Raw genomic sequence first — 15,970 nt, 5'->3', positions numbered from 1 at the left:
CGCCTCCTATGCGACCGGCACCAGACGCGGTGGCAGCCCCGCCTTGGGCAGCGTGAGTTCAAGCAATCCGCGGTGAAATTGAGCGCGCGCACCAGCACTGTCTAGCGTGCGCGGCAATGACAGCACGCGGGTACGCTTGCCGACGTAGCGCTCACGCTGGATCACGTCGGGCGAGACATGCTGCGCGTGATCGAAGCGCGCGCCGGCGACGATGCGTACCCGGTTGCCGTCGAGACCGACCTCGATCTCGCCCTTGTGCACACCGGGCAACCATGCCCACACGGTGTAAGCCTGGGCGTTTTCGTGGACGCGTATGCGGATCTGCTGGCCCTGGTGGCGCAGGGCGTGGACGAAACGCATGCGCTGCCAGGTTTCATATAGTGTGCGTAGCGGATGAAAGTGCGCTAGCGCTCTGTGCGGCTGACGGGCCGGGACGGTGTGGGGCATGGCAGCGGCTCCGGCAGAGCTTACTGGATGGCCACGCGGGTAGCGCCGGCCCCCGCCTTTTTCGGCAGGGTGACACTCAACACGCCGTCTTCGTAATGCGCTTGCGCCTGCGCTTCGTCCACCTCCTGCGGCAACACAAAGCTGCGCTGGCACTGTCCACGCTGACGCTCGGACCACAGCACACCGTCGTCCCCGCTCTGCGCAGCGCGCTCGGACGTCGCGCTCAGAAACACCTGGCGACCATCGACCGCCAGCTTGATTTCTTCTTTTTTTACGCCGGGAATGTCGGCCTTCACTTCAAAGGCCTGCTCGGTTTCCTGGACATCGATGCGGATCACCGGCGCCATGCCGGTGACCGGCCAGAATGGATCGGCGCCGATGTCGCGAAACAGTCTTTCAATCATGTGTAGCGGCTCGAAACGCCCTGATCCAATCGCGGGTTCGTGTACAGTAACATTGTCGGTGTTCATGGCCAGCTCCTTCATCTGCGGTGTAAAAATGCAGTCTGGCGCTGTCGCAGCAAGTAACACGAAGCTGCATCAAACCTGCGCATGGAACTTTAACGCCCACGCGCACTCACGCGGTATCCGACCGTGCGCCCCCCCACGCCCGCCTTTGCAGTTCACCGTCCGTTTGATCCAGATCATTCAATCGCCAAATAGTTTTTGTTAGGCTCATCGTCGGTCCTGCTCCCGGACGGGTATTGAACCGCATGACGTTGTCGGTGCTGGTGTCGCATCAGTTTGCCCTTGCCGATCGGAGCCTCCATGTCTTATAAAGCCATCCTGTTGCACGCGGACCAGGCGCCGCATGCCAGCTACCGCGTGACATTGGCGGCCCGCCTTGCACGGTCTTTTCAGGCGCACCTGACAGTGCTGGCATGTACCGGGCTCTCACGATTCGCGGCGCGGCAAACATCGCCAGGCAAACCTGGCCAGGCCATGTGAGCAGGCACCTGCGCGAATACACCACCATCACCATGAGCGCGGCCTTGCTGTCCATCGCCACCGAGCACCGGTGCGACCTACTGGTCATGGGCGGATACAACCATGACCACGCCTAGCGGGCAGGCAAGCCAGCCGGTCCGGCGGGCGGCACTCATTCACCAGTACGATCTGGAGCACATCATGCCAACCAACACAGTTTTTTCCCTCAGCGGCAAGCGCGGCCTGATAATGGGCATCGCCAACGAACATAGCATTGCCAGCGGCTGTGCCCGCGTGGCCACCGACCTCGGCGCACACCTGGTAGTCAGCTGCGCCGACCTGGCCGCGCGGCCATTTGCCGCGCCGGTGGCCGCGGCCGTGCAGGCGCCTTTGCTGATCTGCGATGTCGAACACCCTGACGACATCGCAGCCCTGGTTGACCAGGCCGTAGATCGCCTGGGCGGACTCGATTTCGTGATCCACTCGCTGGCCTGGGCGCCCACCGCAGAACTGCGCGGCAGGGTGATCGACAGCACCAGCACCGGTTTCCTGCGCGCCATGCAAATATCGTGTCACTCGTTTGCCGCACTGGCGCGGCACTGTGAACCTCACCTGGGCCGGCAAGGCGGCAGCTTGCTGACGATGAGCTATCTGGGCGCCGACGAGGCGGTGCCGCACTACGGATTGATGGGACCCGTCAAGGCAGCCCTGGAGTCGCTGGTGCGGTACTTGGCGCTGGAGCTGGGGCCGCGCGGTATACGCGTCAGCGCCATCTCGCCTGGTCCTGTCCCGACCCGGGCCGCCTCCGGCTTGCGGGATGTCGAGACGTTGATGCAGCGGGTACGGGAGCGCGCGCCATTGCGGCGCCTGGTCACCCTCGCCGAAATCGGCCAACTGGCGGCGTTTCTGGCCGGCGACGGTGCCAGCGCAATGACGGGCCAGACCATCTATGTCGACGGCGGCTACCATGCGGTCAATTAGGCACCACCAATTCGTTTGATCCCGCGCAAAAGAAAAGCACTATCGACTGTCTAGCATCAAGTGTCGGCCATGCGGCGGACTTGATGTTGCAGCGTTTTCCACAGTTGCGCCAGATTACCGAAACCACGCGGACCATGTGGCCAGGTTGGGTATTTCTGCATATCACGCCATCGATCATTTCCTTGCTCGATTACCAGCAAGGCGCCGGTCACACCGAGCTCTACTCGGTTGGCGAGGACGGCAGGGGCCGGCCGCCGGCGACGAGTTAAGCAAGATTTACCTCGCCGTCAGCGGGCGTGGTCATTGGCCCGCAGCCTGCGCCAGCGCTTGCTGTAACGACTGCGCCTGCGGATTGTTGACGCTGCCCTGAGCAATGTCCCTCGGCGACAAGGTGCGGCCATAATACGCATTGGTCAGGCTCTGGTTGAAGCGGATATCGTTGATGCCCACGGCAACCGCGTCGCCGAACAATCCCTTGGCCGAACTCCAGGCCACCACATCGCCGGTACCTGCCAGGCCATGGCCAAGCCGCGACCAGTTGACGACGGTCAGGCCCGCATCTGCGCTGAGCGTGAAATTGTTTTTCTTCATGAACTCGGCAACCGCCTTGTCATTATTGAGCAACAGTGCCATCTCGCCGCCCTCGACACCGGCTTGCAAGCCAAGGGTCAGGCCGCCGAGATCGTAAAATGCCGGACTGCTCCAGCTACCGTCTGCTTGCCTGAGCAGTAGCAAACCGGCGCCACCACGGGCGCCAACGCCCAGTGCCGCACGACCGTACGAGGGCACGAGCAGCACTCCTTTGGCTTTAGGTAACAGCTTTTTCATGCGTGGCTCCGCTTCGAGGCGACGCACCACGTCGAGCGCGTCGCTTACCCGGGCGGTAGCGGTTTGGGCGGGATTATTGCCACGCGGACTATCCGCATCGGCCTGCGCCAATGCACTGCCGCCAACCACCAGGCCAACCAGGCAGGCCAGCGCCAACCCACATCGTTTAATTTGATGAACCATTTTTTTCTCCTTGAAGACAGGTTTCGGATGCGACCGTACAAAGCGCGCTTTGTACAAAATCATGCTAACGCCTTTACTCGGCGCCGAACTTTGACCAGGGTCAAACCGATCCGGAAGCAGACACCCGAACCCTTCTGGTTGACAAGGAATCGGCTTGGCGATTGAACTTCTGGCAGCCGTTGCGGGTCCAACCCATCCTGGGCAACCAGGATCGCGCACGGTACGCGAGTGCCACGGCTCAAGACCGCTGCAATATTTTACGTAACTGCAGGTGCTTCCATGCCCAAGCTGCCAAGCGTTGTATGCGGGGTTGTATGTAGCGTTGTCTGTGGTTTTCTTCTGCTCGCTGTCACGGCGGCTGGCGGTGCGCAATCGCCCGGCGTGCATGCATCGCGGCCGGCGGCGTGCATCGCGCCGGTCCCGCAAACGGCACCAGGGCGGCCGTCCATCGGCGTATCGCTGCGCCGGCTGTATGACACGTTGGGCAGCGAGGCCCTCTGGCTTCGTCCCGAGCGCCGGCGCGCGGACCAGGCCTTGGTGTTGCTGCGCGGCGCGCGCGACCACGGGCTCTCGCCCGACCACTACCGTGTGGACGAGCTCGCGCAACGTGTGTACCGGCTGCCGGCTAGCGGTGACGCCCTGCTTGATGCCGACCTCAGTCGTTCGGTCCTGCAAATGCTCACCGATATACACTTCGGCCGGACTGCGCCGGACCATGTCACCACGGTGTCCGGATGGGCGCCAGTGCCGTACGACCCGGTGGACGCGTTGTGTGGGGCGCTGCGCGAAGACCGGCTGGCAGGGCTGACGCAACAGGCGCAGCCGCGTATTCCGCTCTACCAGCGCGTCAAGCTGACCCTGGCACAGTACCGCGACCTTGCCGCACGGCCCCGGCAAGGACTCCCGCTGGGGCCGTTGCCCGCCTCCGGCGCCGTGGTGGCCGGCGACCGATACCAGGGAGCGGCGATGCTGCGCCAGCGTCTTGTGCTGCTGGGCGACCTGGCCGCCGGTGGCGACAGCGGCGACGGGCAACATTACTCGATCGAACTGGCCAATGCGGTCAGACGTTTCCAGGCGCGCCATGGCTTGGCCGACGACGGCGAGTTGGGCCCCGCCACCATGGCGGCCCTGGCGGTGCCGCTGGCGCACCGGGTTCGCCAGCTCGAACTCACGCTGGAACGCCTGCGCTGGGTGCCAGCGCTGCCGCCCGGTAAAATGGTGGTGGTCAACCTGCCTGCCTTCAGGCTCTGGGCGTTCGACACTGCTGCTCAGCCTGCCAGCGCGGCCCTGGAAATGCGCGTCATTGTCGGCAACGCAGCCGGCACGCCAACGCCATTGCTGGTTGCCCAGATGCGGCAGGTACAATTCCAGCCTTACTGGAATGTGCCCGCCAGCATAGTGCGCAAGGAAATCCTGCCCAAACTGGCGCGCGATCCCGCCTACCTGGCCAGGCAGCACATGGAAATCATCGCCCGCGACGGCACATTGCTGGCGGCGGATCAGTCCGACGCTGCGGCGGCACTCGGCTCAGGCCGCGCCAGGATCAGGCAAACTCCGGGGCCACACAATGTGCTGGGCGCTGTGAAGTTCAACTTGCCAAACAGCATGAACATCTATCTGCATGCCACCTCCGCCCGCGAACTGTTCGCCCGCGCCCGGCGCGACCTCAGTCACGGCTGTATTCGCGTGGAGCAGCCAGCCGAACTCGCCGAGTTCGTTCTGGATGATCCGATCCAATGGAGCACCGAACGGGTACGATCGGCGATGCTCGCTGGATCATCGCAAACAGTTGGGCTCAAGACACCAGTTCCCGTGGTGCTGTTTTACGCGACCGCCGTCACCGACCGCCAGGGCCGGGTGCTGTTTGCCGCAGATATCTATCGGCGCGATGCGAAGATGATCGCGGCCATGGCCGGATCGCCAGGGCCCGGCCTCCGGTAGCGAAGCCCGGCCCACGGCAAAGTGCGAAGAATCTAAAAAAAAGACCCCCGCTCTTTGGCAAAAGAGCGGGGGCGTTTTCAGCCACTGGCAGCCTGGCGGCCTGGCCGGTTGCCTGGCGGCGCAGACACGCTGCTAGTACTTCTTGCCCGGCGCCGGTTTCTTCTTCGGCGCGACCGATTTCGGTGGCGTCGATTTGCCCGATTCCGGCGGCATGCGGTCCACCTGGCTGATCTTCAGCTGCGAACCACCGACCCAGACCTTGCCCAGGCTTTTGAACAGCTCGTTCGGCATGCCGTCCGGCAGTTCCAGCATCGAATACGTGTCGAAGATCTCGATGCGGCCGATCAGGCGCGCTTCCAGGCCGGTTTCGTTGGCGATGGCGCCGACGATGTTGGCCGGGGTGACGGCGTTGACGCTGCCCACTTCCACGCGGAAGGCGCTCATCGGCAAGGTGGCCTTGGCCGGCTTGTCCTTTTTCTTTTTCGGTGCTTCGTCGTCGAACTCGTTGGCGGCAGCGGCCACGGTGCGCGACAGCGGCGAAGCAGCCGGACCGGCAGCGGCGGCCGGCGCAGGCTTGGCGGCGCGGACCGGGGTGGCACGCGCGGCCGCTGGCGCCGGTGCCGCTGGCGCCGCAGCAGGCGCAGACGACGCAGCCGATGGCGCACCGCCGTTGTCACGGCTGATGCGCAGTTGCTGGCCTGCTACCTTGATGCCGGCCAGGTGGTCGAGCACGTCGCCGGCGAGGTCGTTCGGCATGTCCAGCACGCTGTAGTCGTCGTAGATTTCGATGCGGCCGATGTTCTTCGAGTCGATGCCGCCTTCGTTGGCGATGGCGCCCACGATATTGCCCGGCTTGACGCCGTGCTGGTAGCCGACTTCGATGCGGAAGGTCTCCATGCCGGCGTCCGGCGCGCGCACGATGCGTTCCTTTTTAGGGAAACGCTCGCCGCGGTCCGGGCGCTCGCCACGCTCGGGGCGGTCAAAGCGGTCACCACGATCACCACGGTCGAAGCGGTCGCCGCGCTCCGGGCGGTCGAAGGAAGCGCCGGCACGGGCCGGGCGCTCTTCCCACTGGGTGACCTGCTTTTTGTCGAGCAGCAGCGGTACGTCGCCACGGGCCATCTTGGCCAGGGCGGCGGCGATTTCGATTGCCGGCACGTTCTGTTCGCGCTCGAAGTCTTCGATCAGCGACTGGAACTGTTCCAGCTCGCCCTGGGCCAGGGTTTCCGAGATCTGCTGCTTGAATTTGGCGATACGCACATCGTTGACAGCCTGGATGGTCGGCAGTTCGAGCATGCCGATCGGCTGGCGCGTGGCGCGCTCGATCATTTTCAGCAGGCCTTTTTCGCGCGGCGTGATGAACAGGATCGCCTCGCCGCTGCGGCCGGCGCGGCCGGTACGGCCGATACGGTGGGTATAGCTTTCCGGATCGTGCGGCACGTCGTAGTTGACCACGTGGCTGATGCGTTCCACGTCCAGGCCGCGCGCGGCGACGTCGGTGGCGACCAGGATGTCGATCTTGCCTTCCTTGAGCTGGGCGATGGTGCGCTCGCGCTGCGCCTGCTGGATGTCGCCGTTGATGGCAGCGGCCGAGAAGCCGCGTGCCTGCAGCTTCTGCGCCAGTTCCTCGGTACCGAGCTTGGTGCGCGAGAAGATGATCATGCCGTCGAAGTCTTCGGCTTCGAGGATGCGGGTCAGCGCGTCGAGCTTGTGCATGCCCGACACCAGCCAGTAGCGCTGGCGGATGTTTTCGTTGGTGCCGGTCTTGGCGGCGACGGTCACTTCCTTCGGGTTGCGCAGGTAAGTATTGGCGATGCGGCGGATGGCCGACGGCATGGTGGCCGAGAACAGCGCGGTCTGGCGCGTGGCCGGGGTCTCCTGCAGGATGCGTTCGACGTCGTCGATAAAGCCCATGCGCAGCATTTCGTCGGCTTCGTCAAGCACCAGGGTTTTCAGCTTGGAGATATCGAGCGAGCCCTTGTCCAGGTGGTCGATCACGCGGCCGGGGGTACCGACCACCACGTGCACGCCACGGCGCAGCGCCGACAGTTGCGGGCCGTAGCTCTGGCCACCGTAGATCGGCAGCACGTGGAAGCCGGGGATGTGCGCGGCGTAGGTCTGGAACGCTTCGGCGACCTGGATTGCCAGCTCGCGGGTAGGGGCCAGCACCAGCGCCTGCGGCGAGGTTTGACGGATGTCGATGCGCGACAGGATGGGCAGCGCGAAAGCGGCGGTCTTGCCGGTACCGGTCTGGGCCTGGCCCAGCACGTCCTGGTTATCGAGCAGCAGCGGGATGGTGGCGGCCTGGATCGGCGACGGGGTTTCGTAGCCGACGTCCTTGAGCGACTGGATCAGCGGTTCGCTCAGGTTAAGGTCGGTAAAAAGGGTAATGGGGGTGTCAGACATGGCGTCACTCACAAGTATGTTCGAATCGCCTAATTGCGAAAGAAATTTGTGCATAGTTTACTCTGTCTCAGCCATTCGAGCGTCAATTTGCTTGAAATCCACGCATTTAAGCGCTGTTTAAGGGTGAAAAACACCCTATCCGCCTATATTGTCCGCTGCCCACAATAGGAGATTGCCAACATGATCAATTCATCCACGCGCCGTGCACTGGCTTTTGCGGCGTTCAGCCTGCCGTTGCTGGCCACCGCCCAGAACTACAGTTACGGCCCGCGCCTGGAGGGCTTTACCTATCCGCATAAATTGCAGCAGTTCGATTTCACGTCGCAGGGCGTCAAGCTGGAAATGGCGTACATGGACGTGGCGCCCACCGCGCATGGTCAGGGCGACGGCAAGACCGCCGTGCTCCTGCACGGCAAAAACTTTTGCGGCGCCACCTGGGAAGCGACCATCAAGTCCCTGACCGGCGCCGGCTACCGCGTGGTGGCGCCCGACCAGGTCGGCTTTTGCGCGTCCAGCAAGCCGGAGCACTACCAGTACAGCTTCCAGCAGCTGGCGGCCAATACCGACGCCCTGCTCAAGCACCTCGGCGTCAGGCAATCGATCATGATCGGCCACTCGACCGGCGGCATGCTGGCCACGCGCTACGCGCTGATGTACCCGCAGGCGACGGCAAAACTGGTGATGGTCAACCCGATCGGGCTGGAAGACTGGAAGGCGCTGGGCGTGCCGCCGCGCAGCGTCGATCAGTGGCACGAACGCGAACTGAACACCACGGCCGACGGCATCCGCGCGTACGAAAGCAAGACCTATTATGGCGGCAAGTGGAAGCCAGAGTACGAACGCTGGGTAGACATGCTGGCCGGCCTGTCGAACGGTCCCGGCAAGCAGGTGGTGGCGTGGAACTCGGCGCTGATCTACGACATGATCTATACCCAGCCGGTGGTATACGAGTTCCCGCTGCTGAAAGTGCCCACGGTGCTCCTGATCGGCGACGCCGACACCACGGCCATCGGCGCCGACATCGCGCCGCCCGACGTCAAGGCGAAGATCGGCAACTACAAGCTGCTGGGCAAACAGGCTGCCAAAACGATTCCGGACAGCCGGCTGGTGGAGTTCCCGGGCAAGGGGCATGCGCCGCAGATGGAAGATCCGGCCATGTTCCACAAGGCGTTGCTGGAAGAATTGAACCGCTAATAGCCACTAACAGCCACTGAACACTTCTAAAACGGAAACGCCGCCCAGGCCGTGAAGGTTCGGGGCGGCGCGTGCTGCTCTTGCTCGTTGTGCTTACTTGACTGGTGCTGCTGGCGCTGCCGGAGCTGCGGCTGGATGTGCCGGTGGTGCCGGTGGTGCCGGTGGCACTGGTGCGCCATCTTTTTCAACCGGAGCCTTGGCCGGTTTTACTTTCTTGGCATGTGCTTTCTTGACATGCTTGTCGGCGTGCTTGGCTTCAGGAGCCGGGGTGGCTGCCGGTGCGGCAGGAGCTGCCATCGGTGCTGGCGCAGGTGCAGCCGGTGCTGGCGGCGGGGTTTGGGCAAAAGCGGCGCCGGCGAACAGGGAGGCGATCAGGGTAGCGGTGATTTTCTTCATGATGTGAAATCCTTAAAAACGTAATATTGTTTATATAGTTTAGATAACTGACCCTGCTTTTTTCATGGCCGCTTGTTATGTCGGTCATGAGCAAAAAACGCCGCCGCCCTGCCCCGCGTTGACCACCATTACACTCGCTTACGCACACTTACACTTGCTTACAAGCACAGCGGATTTACAGTAAGATGGTCCGCTTTCACGTTACGGAGTCTCCATGCGCCTTACCATGTTCGCCCTCGTCGCCGGTCTTGCCTGCCAGGCCACCGCACAAGCCCAAGCCGGGCTGCCAGTCGTCACCGAAGCGCCGCTGCGCGCCCACCTGTCCTTCCTGGCCGATGACCTGTTCGAAGGACGCGGTACCGGCCAGCGTGGCGGCCTGCTGGCGGTGCGCTACCTGGAAACGCAGGCGGCCGCCATCGGCCTGAAACCGCTGGCCGACGGCACCTACCGCCAGTCCGTGAAAATCGAAGGCACCAAGCTGCAACCGGGCAGCGCCCTCAATTTCGACATCGCCGGTAAAACCGTCACGCCCAAGGTCGGCGAAGAAATCCTGATCGGCACCATGAGCGGCAAACAGGAAGTGGCGATCGATGCGCCGCTGGTCTTCGTGGGCTATGGCGCCGAAGCGCCCGAAGAAAAGTGGGACGACTATAAGGGTGTCGATGTCAAGGGCAAGGTCCTGGTCATGATGGTCAACGACCCGCAGCCGACGCTTGACGAACCGAACCGCTTTGCCGGCAAGGCCTACACGTATTACGGCCGCTGGCTGTACAAGTTCGAGGAAGCCGTGCGCCGGGGCGCTGCCGGCGTGCTGCTGATCCACACCACGCCATCGGCGTCATACCCGTGGAGCGTGCCGGCCAATGGTTTCGGCCACGAGCGTTTCCACCTCAAGGGCAAGGGCAATCCGGTGGAAGGCTGGCTGCAGGAAGAGACCGCGCGTTCGCTGTTCGCTGCCGCCGGCTTCGACCTCGACCAGCTGCGCGCCGCCGCCGAGCGCCGCGATTTCAAGCCGGTGGACCTGAAAACCCGCGTCCACGGCCAGATCCGCAGCACCGTGCGCCAGATCGAGGAATTCAACGTGGCCGGCATCGTGCCCGGCACCGACGCCAAGCTCAAGGAACAGGCGGTGATTTATTCGGCGCACTGGGACCACATGGGCATGGACGAAGCCACCGCCGGCAAGACCGACAACGGCCAGCACGACCACATCTACAACGGCGCCATCGACAACGCCTCGGGCACCGCCGCCCTCTTGGTGATGGCCGCCGAAGCGGTCAAGCACCCGGCCAAGCGCACGCAAGTGTTCCTGTGGCCGGCCGCCGAAGAGCAAGGCTTGCTGGGCGCTGCCGCTTACGTGCAGAATCCGGCCTGGCCGCTGGATAAAACCACGGCCGATCTCAACCTCGACAGCATGAACTTCGTCGGCAAGACGTCCGACATCGGCGTCGCCGGCGCCGAGCGCAGCAGTCTGTATGAAGCATCGGGCGCGGTGGCCAGGAAAATGGGCCTGACCCTGGCGCCGGCCATTCCCGACCTGTCGGGCGCGTTCTTCCGCGCCGACCACTTCGTGTTTGCCAAGGCCGGCATCCCGGCCTTCAACGTCGGCTCGGCCGTGTTCTCGGGCGACGGCCACTTCACTTTCGTGAAAGACCTGGAAGCGTCGCGCGCCAAGTTGGTGGCCTTTAAAAAGGACTACCACCAGGTGACCGACGAGTACCGCCCGCAGTGGGACCTGTCGGGCATGGTGCAGCAGGCGCAATTCACGCTCAACCTCGGCTACTACGTCGCCAATGCGCCGGCAATGCAGACGTGGAAGGCGGGCGAAGCATTCGGCAAGGTGAAACGCGGCAAGTAAACGTGTGTTATATGCCACACGGCAATTTCTCGAAGGTAAAGCGCCTATAATTCAGGCAGGCGTTTTACCTGAGAGAAATAATGTTGCGATTCCTGTGGCTGGTTCTGAGTACCCTGTTGCTGACCGGTCTGGCGCAGGCCGGTAATGTCAGTTTCAATGGCAATGTCAGCGGCTGCACCCGAGACGGCGATACCTATACCTGCGACCCCTCGTTCCTCGGGGCCAACGATACCGCCGTCATCGGCAATGGCAAGACGGTCATCGTCACCGGCGCCTTCCAGCTCGGCTACTTCCAGGGTCTGAAAATGTCCGGCACTGCGCGCCTGGAAACCACGGGAAGCAATGACATCAACCTCTCGGGCGCCCAGGTCGCCAATATCGACGTGAGCGGCGGCACCATCCAGGCCGGCAATTTCGTACGAGACGCCAACAACAACCTCAGTGGCGGCGGCAATTTCTTGATCACCAACGGCCAGAGCGTCACTGCCAACGTACTCGGCAATACAGTCAGTACCGATGGCTCGTCGGCCACCATCCGCGGCAATGTCACGGCGGTCACGGTGAATATGCGCTCGAGCGCCACTGTCACCGGCGCCGTGTACTGCTATAGCCTTACGACCGGTTCGAGCAATGTGATCGGCGGCGGCGCCACCGTGCGCGACCAGGCTAACCTCGGTTCCGGCATCAAGCTCAGCGGCGGTCTCAGCGCCGGCACCATCACGACCGGCTCTCCGGCCGAACTCAATGGCCCCGTGGTTTCCAAGGGCACGATCGCACTAGGCTCGGGCACGGTCGTCAACGGCAACCTCAGCGGCACCGAGATCACCACTACCTCGTCCGTCACCCTGACCGGCACGATTACGGCCACCAAGTCATTCAATCTTGCTTCGGGCAGCACCGTCACCGGCAATATCACCTCCCCCACGGTCGTGCTGGCGTCGTCCAGCTCCACCATCAAGGGCGATATCAGCGCCAGCACCAGCCTCGACATCGGCAGCAGCGTCGTGGTAACCGGCAAGGTGGACGCGGGCACCCTGGCCATGCGCGCCGAGGGCGCCAAGGTCAACGGCAATGTCACGCTGAAGGGCGACTTTTTGATGGAGTCCGGCACGACCATCAATGGCGACCTGGTGGCAGCAAGGGTCACCACCAAGTCCAGTAACGCCACCATCAATGGCAATGCGGCCGTCAATTATATCTATCTCGATGGCGGTGCGACCGTCAGCAAGGTCATTACCTGCACCGGCGCGGGCGCAGCAGGGTGCAGTTGCGTGGAGCGGCCCTCCTGGTACAACTACAACCCCACCTGCGCCGCCGCCCCCGCCGCCGGCGCCCACCACTTCCAGATCACCCACACCGGCAGCGCCCTCACCTGCCAGCCGCAGACGGTCAAGGTGACCGCTTGCGCCAATGCGGCCTGCACCGCGCCGCACTTCACGGGCAGCAGCAGCGTTACCCTGCAACCGGGCGCCAAGTCGTTCACGTTCACTGGCGAGACCAGCAGCGCCACGGTGGAGCAAACCACGGTCGGCGTCGCCACGCTTGCAGCCACCGGCACGACCGGCACCACGTGCGTCAACAGCGCCAATACCTCGGCCAGCAACCAGTGCGCGATGTCGTTCGAGGACACCGGCCTGCAAGTGACCGTCGATAACCATATTGCTGCAACCACGGCCAACGTGCGCATCCAGGCGCTGGCGGCATCTGCCAACAAGCAAAGCTGCGTGCCGCTGGTGGCCAGCAAGACCGAGAGCATCAACCTGTCCTGTGGCTTCGCCAACCCGGTGTCAGGCAAGGCCAGGGCCGGCGCGCTGGTGAGCGTCAACGGCAGCGTTCTCACTTGCGGCAACAGCCCCACCAAATTGCAGCTGGCGTTCGACAGCGCCGGTATCGCCAACACCACGCTGACCTATCCGGAAGTGGGCGAGGTATCGCTGGATGCCGCCTACGCAGGCAGCGCCGGCTACACGGCCAGGGGAAGCGGTAAATTCATTGCCGCACCGGCCCGCTTCATCATCGAAGCCACCAGCGCCAGCGGGAAAAAAGTGGCCGCAGGCACGGTGCCGGACGCCAACAGCGCCATCTTCGCCAAAGCCGGCGAAACGTTTACGGTCAAGTTCAGCGCCGTCAACAACAAGGGCGAGGTGACCACCAATTTTGGCAAGGAAACGACAGCCGAAAACATGAAGCTCGCCTTACCGGCCGTCGATAATCCTGCCGATGCCGGCAACGCCGGCGGCGACATCACGACGGGCGCCATGAATGCGATCACCGACGGCGTCTCCAGCAGCAAGACCGACAGTACCGGCGCCTGGAGCTTCAGCGACGTGGGCATCATCCGCCTCGACGTGAGCCTCAACAGCGGCGCCGGTTATCTCGGCGCGGCCGGCGATCAGTTCAAGACCGCCGGCACGCAAAAGATCGGCCGCTTCATACCCGATCACTTCGATACGTCGCTGCCCATCTTTGCTACGCTGACCGGCTCGCGCACGCGCGAGATGGTGGCCCCTGGTCAGCTCGCCGGCATGACCATGCCGTGCAAGGCGACGTCCAACAGCACGCCGCTGCTGTCGCCGTGCGACCCCGTCTTCATCTACTCGTACCAGCCGTTTTATGTGATCGTCAAGGCCTACAACAGCGCCAACGGCCTCACCATCAATTACCAGGGTTCGCTGGCCAAGCCCATCACCCTGTCGGCCGCAGCCACCCTGGGCGGGGCCACCCTGGTCGATACCAGCGTGGGCGCCATGGGCGGCAGCATTGCCGGTACCGCGCCGTTGTTCACCTTCTTCAAAGGACTGGGGAGAGTGGATGACCCGAATTTCGACCTGCCGTCCACAATCAGCATGCCGATGTTCCGCTTCAAGGCGCTGCCATCGGCAGCTACCGGCAGCAACCCGGTCAGGTTCTTCGTGCGGGCGGTCGATACCGACGGCGCCACGTCCCAGCGCGCCACCGCCACTTCCTCCATGGAAACGGCGATCACCGCCGTCTCGGGCCGGCTGGTGGTGCCCAATATCGACGGCTCGCCGACGTCACCGATGCCGGTCACGCTGCAAGCCCAGTTTTATGACGCCAATCGCGGCTTCATGTTCAATCCCATGTACAACGCACCAGCCAAGAGCCTGGCAGGTTACCTGCGCTTCAATAACTGCCAGAAAGGCCTGGCCAGCGTGTGCGCCACGGCGGCGCAACTGCAGCCGGTCGCGCCCGGAACCGCCGCTTTCCAGTCCGGCAAGGCGGGGTTCCGGCTGACGCCGCCGTCCGGCCAGTACGGTCTCGGTTCCGTGGAATTGACGGTCGATCCCCAGTGGATCTACTACCTGCCCAGCACCACCGGCAAGCTGACCTTTGGCATCTATCGCTCCGGCCCGGTGATCTATACCCGCGAAATTTATTAAGAACCTATCCCGGTAGGGAGGAGGCAGCGGATTGCGATGCCTCGGTAGCGCGGTCAAGGCGCGAGGCAGAAGCATGGCAGGCCATGCAATGACGAGCAACGCTGGCCCCGCTGCCGAGGCGCGCAAGCAGCGCCTCATTCCCTACCGGGATAGGTTCTAAGACTCCTCCATATCCAAAGGCGTACGGCGACAAGGGCAAAAACACGGTACGATGGTTGTTTTCCCGATCACAGTACAAGGAGCACCATGGAAACGAATTCGCAATGGATCGATATCACCACCGAGGACGGCACGTTCGGCGCCTATCTGTCGCTGCCGCGCGGCGGCAAGGGTCCCGGCATCGTCTTGCTGCAAGAGATCTTCGGCGTCAACCAGCACATCCGTAACGTTGCCGACCAGTACGCCGCCGACGGCTACGTGGTGATTGCGCCCGACCTGTTCTGGCGCGAAGGCGCCCGCATCGAGCTGACCTACGACGAAGCCGGCTGGAAGCGCGCAGTGGAACTGATGAATTCGCTCGATTTCGACAAGGCCCAGACCGACATCGCCGCCACCGTCAAGGCGCTGCGCGCCCACGAGGGTACCGCCGGCCAGAAGATCGCCTCGATCGGCTACTGCATGGGCGGCCTGCTGTCGTACCGCACCGCTGCCGACGGCCTGGTCGATACCGCCGTGGCCTACTACGGCGGCGGCATCCAGAACGGCCTCGACCGCGCGGACGAGATCAAGGTGCCGGTGCTGATGCACTTCGGCAGCGCCGACAGCCACATCCCGAACGACGCGGTAAAAGCCATCGCCGAGCGCTTCGAGGGCGTGGAGTCGGTCGAGATCCACGTTTACCAGGGCGCCGAACACGGCTTCAACTGCAACCATCGCGATTCATACAACCAGCGCGCCGCTGCCGAAGCACACGGCCACACGCTGGTCTTCCTGAGCGAACAACTGTAAGGACCGCCATGGCCCGCCTCAAACTCGATTTTCCGGACGACCAGTACTATTTTTCGACTCAGCTCACCGTGCGCCACACCGACATCAATGCCGCCAATCACCTGGGCAACGATTCGATGGTGTCGATGATTTCGGAAGCGCGCGCGCAATTCCTGGCGGAATTCGGCGTGCAGGAAATGGATAGCAGCGGCGCCGGCATCATCGTCACCGACCTGGCAACGGCGTACCGCGCGGAAGCGCATGCACGCGACCATTTGCTGTTCGAGGTGGGGGTCATGGACTTCAACCGCTATGGCGGCGACATCACGTTCCGCGTCACGCGCCCGCGCGACTCGACCCTGGTGGCCATGGCCAAGTACGGCTTCGTGTTCTTCAATTACCGCACCGGCGAAGTCGCGCCGATGCCGGCCACGTTTGCGGCCAAGTTCCCGCGCGTTAACCGGATCGGCTAGCCGTTCGGC

Annotated in this window: 14 protein-coding genes; 9 read left to right on the top strand and 5 right to left on the bottom strand. The window is 63.4% G+C overall.

What is annotated here, in order from left to right; genetic code table 11:
• Positions 1 to 6 precede the first annotated feature (6 nt).
• Together ASF04_RS23175 and ASF04_RS23170 are read right to left on the bottom strand one after the other, a co-directional pair.
• On the bottom strand, positions 7 to 360 hold the full coding sequence (locus ASF04_RS23175) for an Hsp20/alpha crystallin family protein (RefSeq protein WP_056147034.1): 354 nt from the start codon (positions 358 to 360) through the stop codon (positions 7 to 9).
• A 107-nt stretch (positions 361 to 467) separates the two neighbouring features.
• A complete protein-coding gene (locus ASF04_RS23170; protein ID WP_056147247.1) occupies positions 468 to 917 on the bottom strand; it encodes an Hsp20/alpha crystallin family protein in 450 nt (149 codons plus the stop codon).
• Between the two features lie 410 nt (positions 918 to 1,327).
• Here ASF04_RS23170 and ASF04_RS23165 point away from each other — a divergent pair, with 410 nt between their 5' ends.
• From ASF04_RS23165 to ASF04_RS23155, 3 genes are all read left to right on the top strand, one after another.
• Positions 1,328 to 1,510: a hypothetical protein gene (locus ASF04_RS23165; protein ID WP_056147032.1), complete on the top strand. Its 183-nt coding sequence runs from the start codon at positions 1,328 to 1,330 to the stop codon at positions 1,508 to 1,510.
• Positions 1,511 to 1,574: 64 nt separating this feature from the next.
• Positions 1,575 to 2,354, top strand: coding sequence for an enoyl-ACP reductase FabI (gene fabI, locus ASF04_RS23160; protein WP_056147030.1), 780 nt, complete (start codon positions 1,575 to 1,577; stop codon positions 2,352 to 2,354).
• A gap of 83 nt (positions 2,355 to 2,437) precedes the next feature.
• Positions 2,438 to 2,623, top strand: a complete 186-nt coding sequence (locus ASF04_RS23155; protein ID WP_056147029.1) for a hypothetical protein — start codon at positions 2,438 to 2,440, stop codon at positions 2,621 to 2,623.
• A 31-nt stretch (positions 2,624 to 2,654) separates the two neighbouring features.
• Here ASF04_RS23155 and ASF04_RS27800 read toward each other — a convergent pair whose 3' ends face one another.
• Positions 2,655 to 3,365 carry a lipid-binding SYLF domain-containing protein gene (locus ASF04_RS27800; protein WP_162241465.1) on the bottom strand — a complete coding sequence of 237 codons (711 nt, stop codon included), beginning with the start codon at positions 3,363 to 3,365 and terminating at the stop codon, positions 2,655 to 2,657.
• Positions 3,366 to 3,644: 279 nt separating this feature from the next.
• Between ASF04_RS27800 and ASF04_RS23145 the strand changes: the two genes are divergently transcribed.
• Positions 3,645 to 5,306, top strand: a complete 1,662-nt coding sequence (locus tag ASF04_RS23145) for a murein L,D-transpeptidase (RefSeq protein WP_082488966.1) — start codon at positions 3,645 to 3,647, stop codon at positions 5,304 to 5,306.
• A 132-nt stretch (positions 5,307 to 5,438) separates the two neighbouring features.
• Here the strand turns inward: ASF04_RS23145 and ASF04_RS23140 are convergent, their stop codons facing one another.
• On the bottom strand, positions 5,439 to 7,712 hold the full coding sequence (locus ASF04_RS23140) for a DEAD/DEAH box helicase (protein WP_056147023.1): 2,274 nt from the start codon (positions 7,710 to 7,712) through the stop codon (positions 5,439 to 5,441).
• Between the two features lie 180 nt (positions 7,713 to 7,892).
• Between ASF04_RS23140 and ASF04_RS23135 the strand changes: the two genes are divergently transcribed.
• Positions 7,893 to 8,906 (top strand): alpha/beta fold hydrolase, encoded by a 1,014-nt coding sequence (locus tag ASF04_RS23135; RefSeq protein WP_056147021.1) that lies wholly within the window; start codon positions 7,893 to 7,895, stop codon positions 8,904 to 8,906.
• 93 nt (positions 8,907 to 8,999) lie between these two features.
• Here the strand turns inward: ASF04_RS23135 and ASF04_RS27085 are convergent, their stop codons facing one another.
• Positions 9,000 to 9,302 (bottom strand): hypothetical protein, encoded by a 303-nt coding sequence (locus ASF04_RS27085; RefSeq protein WP_082488965.1) that lies wholly within the window; start codon positions 9,300 to 9,302, stop codon positions 9,000 to 9,002.
• 214 nt (positions 9,303 to 9,516) lie between these two features.
• Between ASF04_RS27085 and ASF04_RS23130 the strand changes: the two genes are divergently transcribed.
• From ASF04_RS23130 to ASF04_RS23115, 4 genes are all read left to right on the top strand, one after another.
• Complete coding sequence (locus tag ASF04_RS23130) at positions 9,517 to 11,160, top strand: M28 family peptidase (RefSeq protein ID WP_056147019.1); 1,644 nt, start codon at positions 9,517 to 9,519, stop codon at positions 11,158 to 11,160.
• Positions 11,161 to 11,240: 80 nt separating this feature from the next.
• Positions 11,241 to 14,561, top strand: coding sequence for a polymer-forming cytoskeletal protein (locus ASF04_RS23125; protein ID WP_056147017.1), 3,321 nt, complete (start codon positions 11,241 to 11,243; stop codon positions 14,559 to 14,561).
• A gap of 246 nt (positions 14,562 to 14,807) precedes the next feature.
• Positions 14,808 to 15,509, top strand: coding sequence for a dienelactone hydrolase family protein (locus tag ASF04_RS23120; RefSeq protein WP_056147015.1), 702 nt, complete (start codon positions 14,808 to 14,810; stop codon positions 15,507 to 15,509).
• A gap of 8 nt (positions 15,510 to 15,517) precedes the next feature.
• Positions 15,518 to 15,961: a thioesterase family protein gene (locus tag ASF04_RS23115; RefSeq protein WP_019923310.1), complete on the top strand. Its 444-nt coding sequence runs from the start codon at positions 15,518 to 15,520 to the stop codon at positions 15,959 to 15,961.
• The last annotated feature ends 9 nt before the right edge of the window (positions 15,962 to 15,970 follow it).

This window comes from Duganella sp. Leaf61 (genome assembly GCF_001421905.1).
GTDB lineage: Bacteria > Pseudomonadota > Gammaproteobacteria > Burkholderiales > Burkholderiaceae_D > Rugamonas > Rugamonas zoogloeoides.
This window is presented reverse-complemented; position numbering and strand designations above follow the sequence as displayed.

Coding starts and splice junctions, on each gene's coding strand:
- ASF04_RS23175 (WP_056147034.1), bottom strand. CDS start 360: ATGCGTTTCGTCCACGCCCTGCGCCACCAGGGCCAGCAGATCCGCATA.
- ASF04_RS23170 (WP_056147247.1), bottom strand. CDS start 917: ATGAACACCGACAATGTTACTGTACACGAACCCGCGATTGGATCAGGG.
- ASF04_RS23165 (WP_056147032.1), top strand. CDS start 1,328: ATGTACCGGGCTCTCACGATTCGCGGCGCGGCAAACATCGCCAGGCAA.
- fabI (WP_056147030.1), top strand. CDS start 1,575: ATGCCAACCAACACAGTTTTTTCCCTCAGCGGCAAGCGCGGCCTGATA.
- ASF04_RS23155 (WP_056147029.1), top strand. CDS start 2,438: ATGTTGCAGCGTTTTCCACAGTTGCGCCAGATTACCGAAACCACGCGG.
- ASF04_RS27800 (WP_162241465.1), bottom strand. CDS start 3,365: ATGGTTCATCAAATTAAACGATGTGGGTTGGCGCTGGCCTGCCTGGTT.
- ASF04_RS23145 (WP_082488966.1), top strand. CDS start 3,645: ATGCCCAAGCTGCCAAGCGTTGTATGCGGGGTTGTATGTAGCGTTGTC.
- ASF04_RS23140 (WP_056147023.1), bottom strand. CDS start 7,712: ATGTCTGACACCCCCATTACCCTTTTTACCGACCTTAACCTGAGCGAA.
- ASF04_RS23135 (WP_056147021.1), top strand. CDS start 7,893: ATGATCAATTCATCCACGCGCCGTGCACTGGCTTTTGCGGCGTTCAGC.
- ASF04_RS27085 (WP_082488965.1), bottom strand. CDS start 9,302: ATGAAGAAAATCACCGCTACCCTGATCGCCTCCCTGTTCGCCGGCGCC.
- ASF04_RS23130 (WP_056147019.1), top strand. CDS start 9,517: ATGCGCCTTACCATGTTCGCCCTCGTCGCCGGTCTTGCCTGCCAGGCC.
- ASF04_RS23125 (WP_056147017.1), top strand. CDS start 11,241: ATGTTGCGATTCCTGTGGCTGGTTCTGAGTACCCTGTTGCTGACCGGT.
- ASF04_RS23120 (WP_056147015.1), top strand. CDS start 14,808: ATGGAAACGAATTCGCAATGGATCGATATCACCACCGAGGACGGCACG.
- ASF04_RS23115 (WP_019923310.1), top strand. CDS start 15,518: ATGGCCCGCCTCAAACTCGATTTTCCGGACGACCAGTACTATTTTTCG.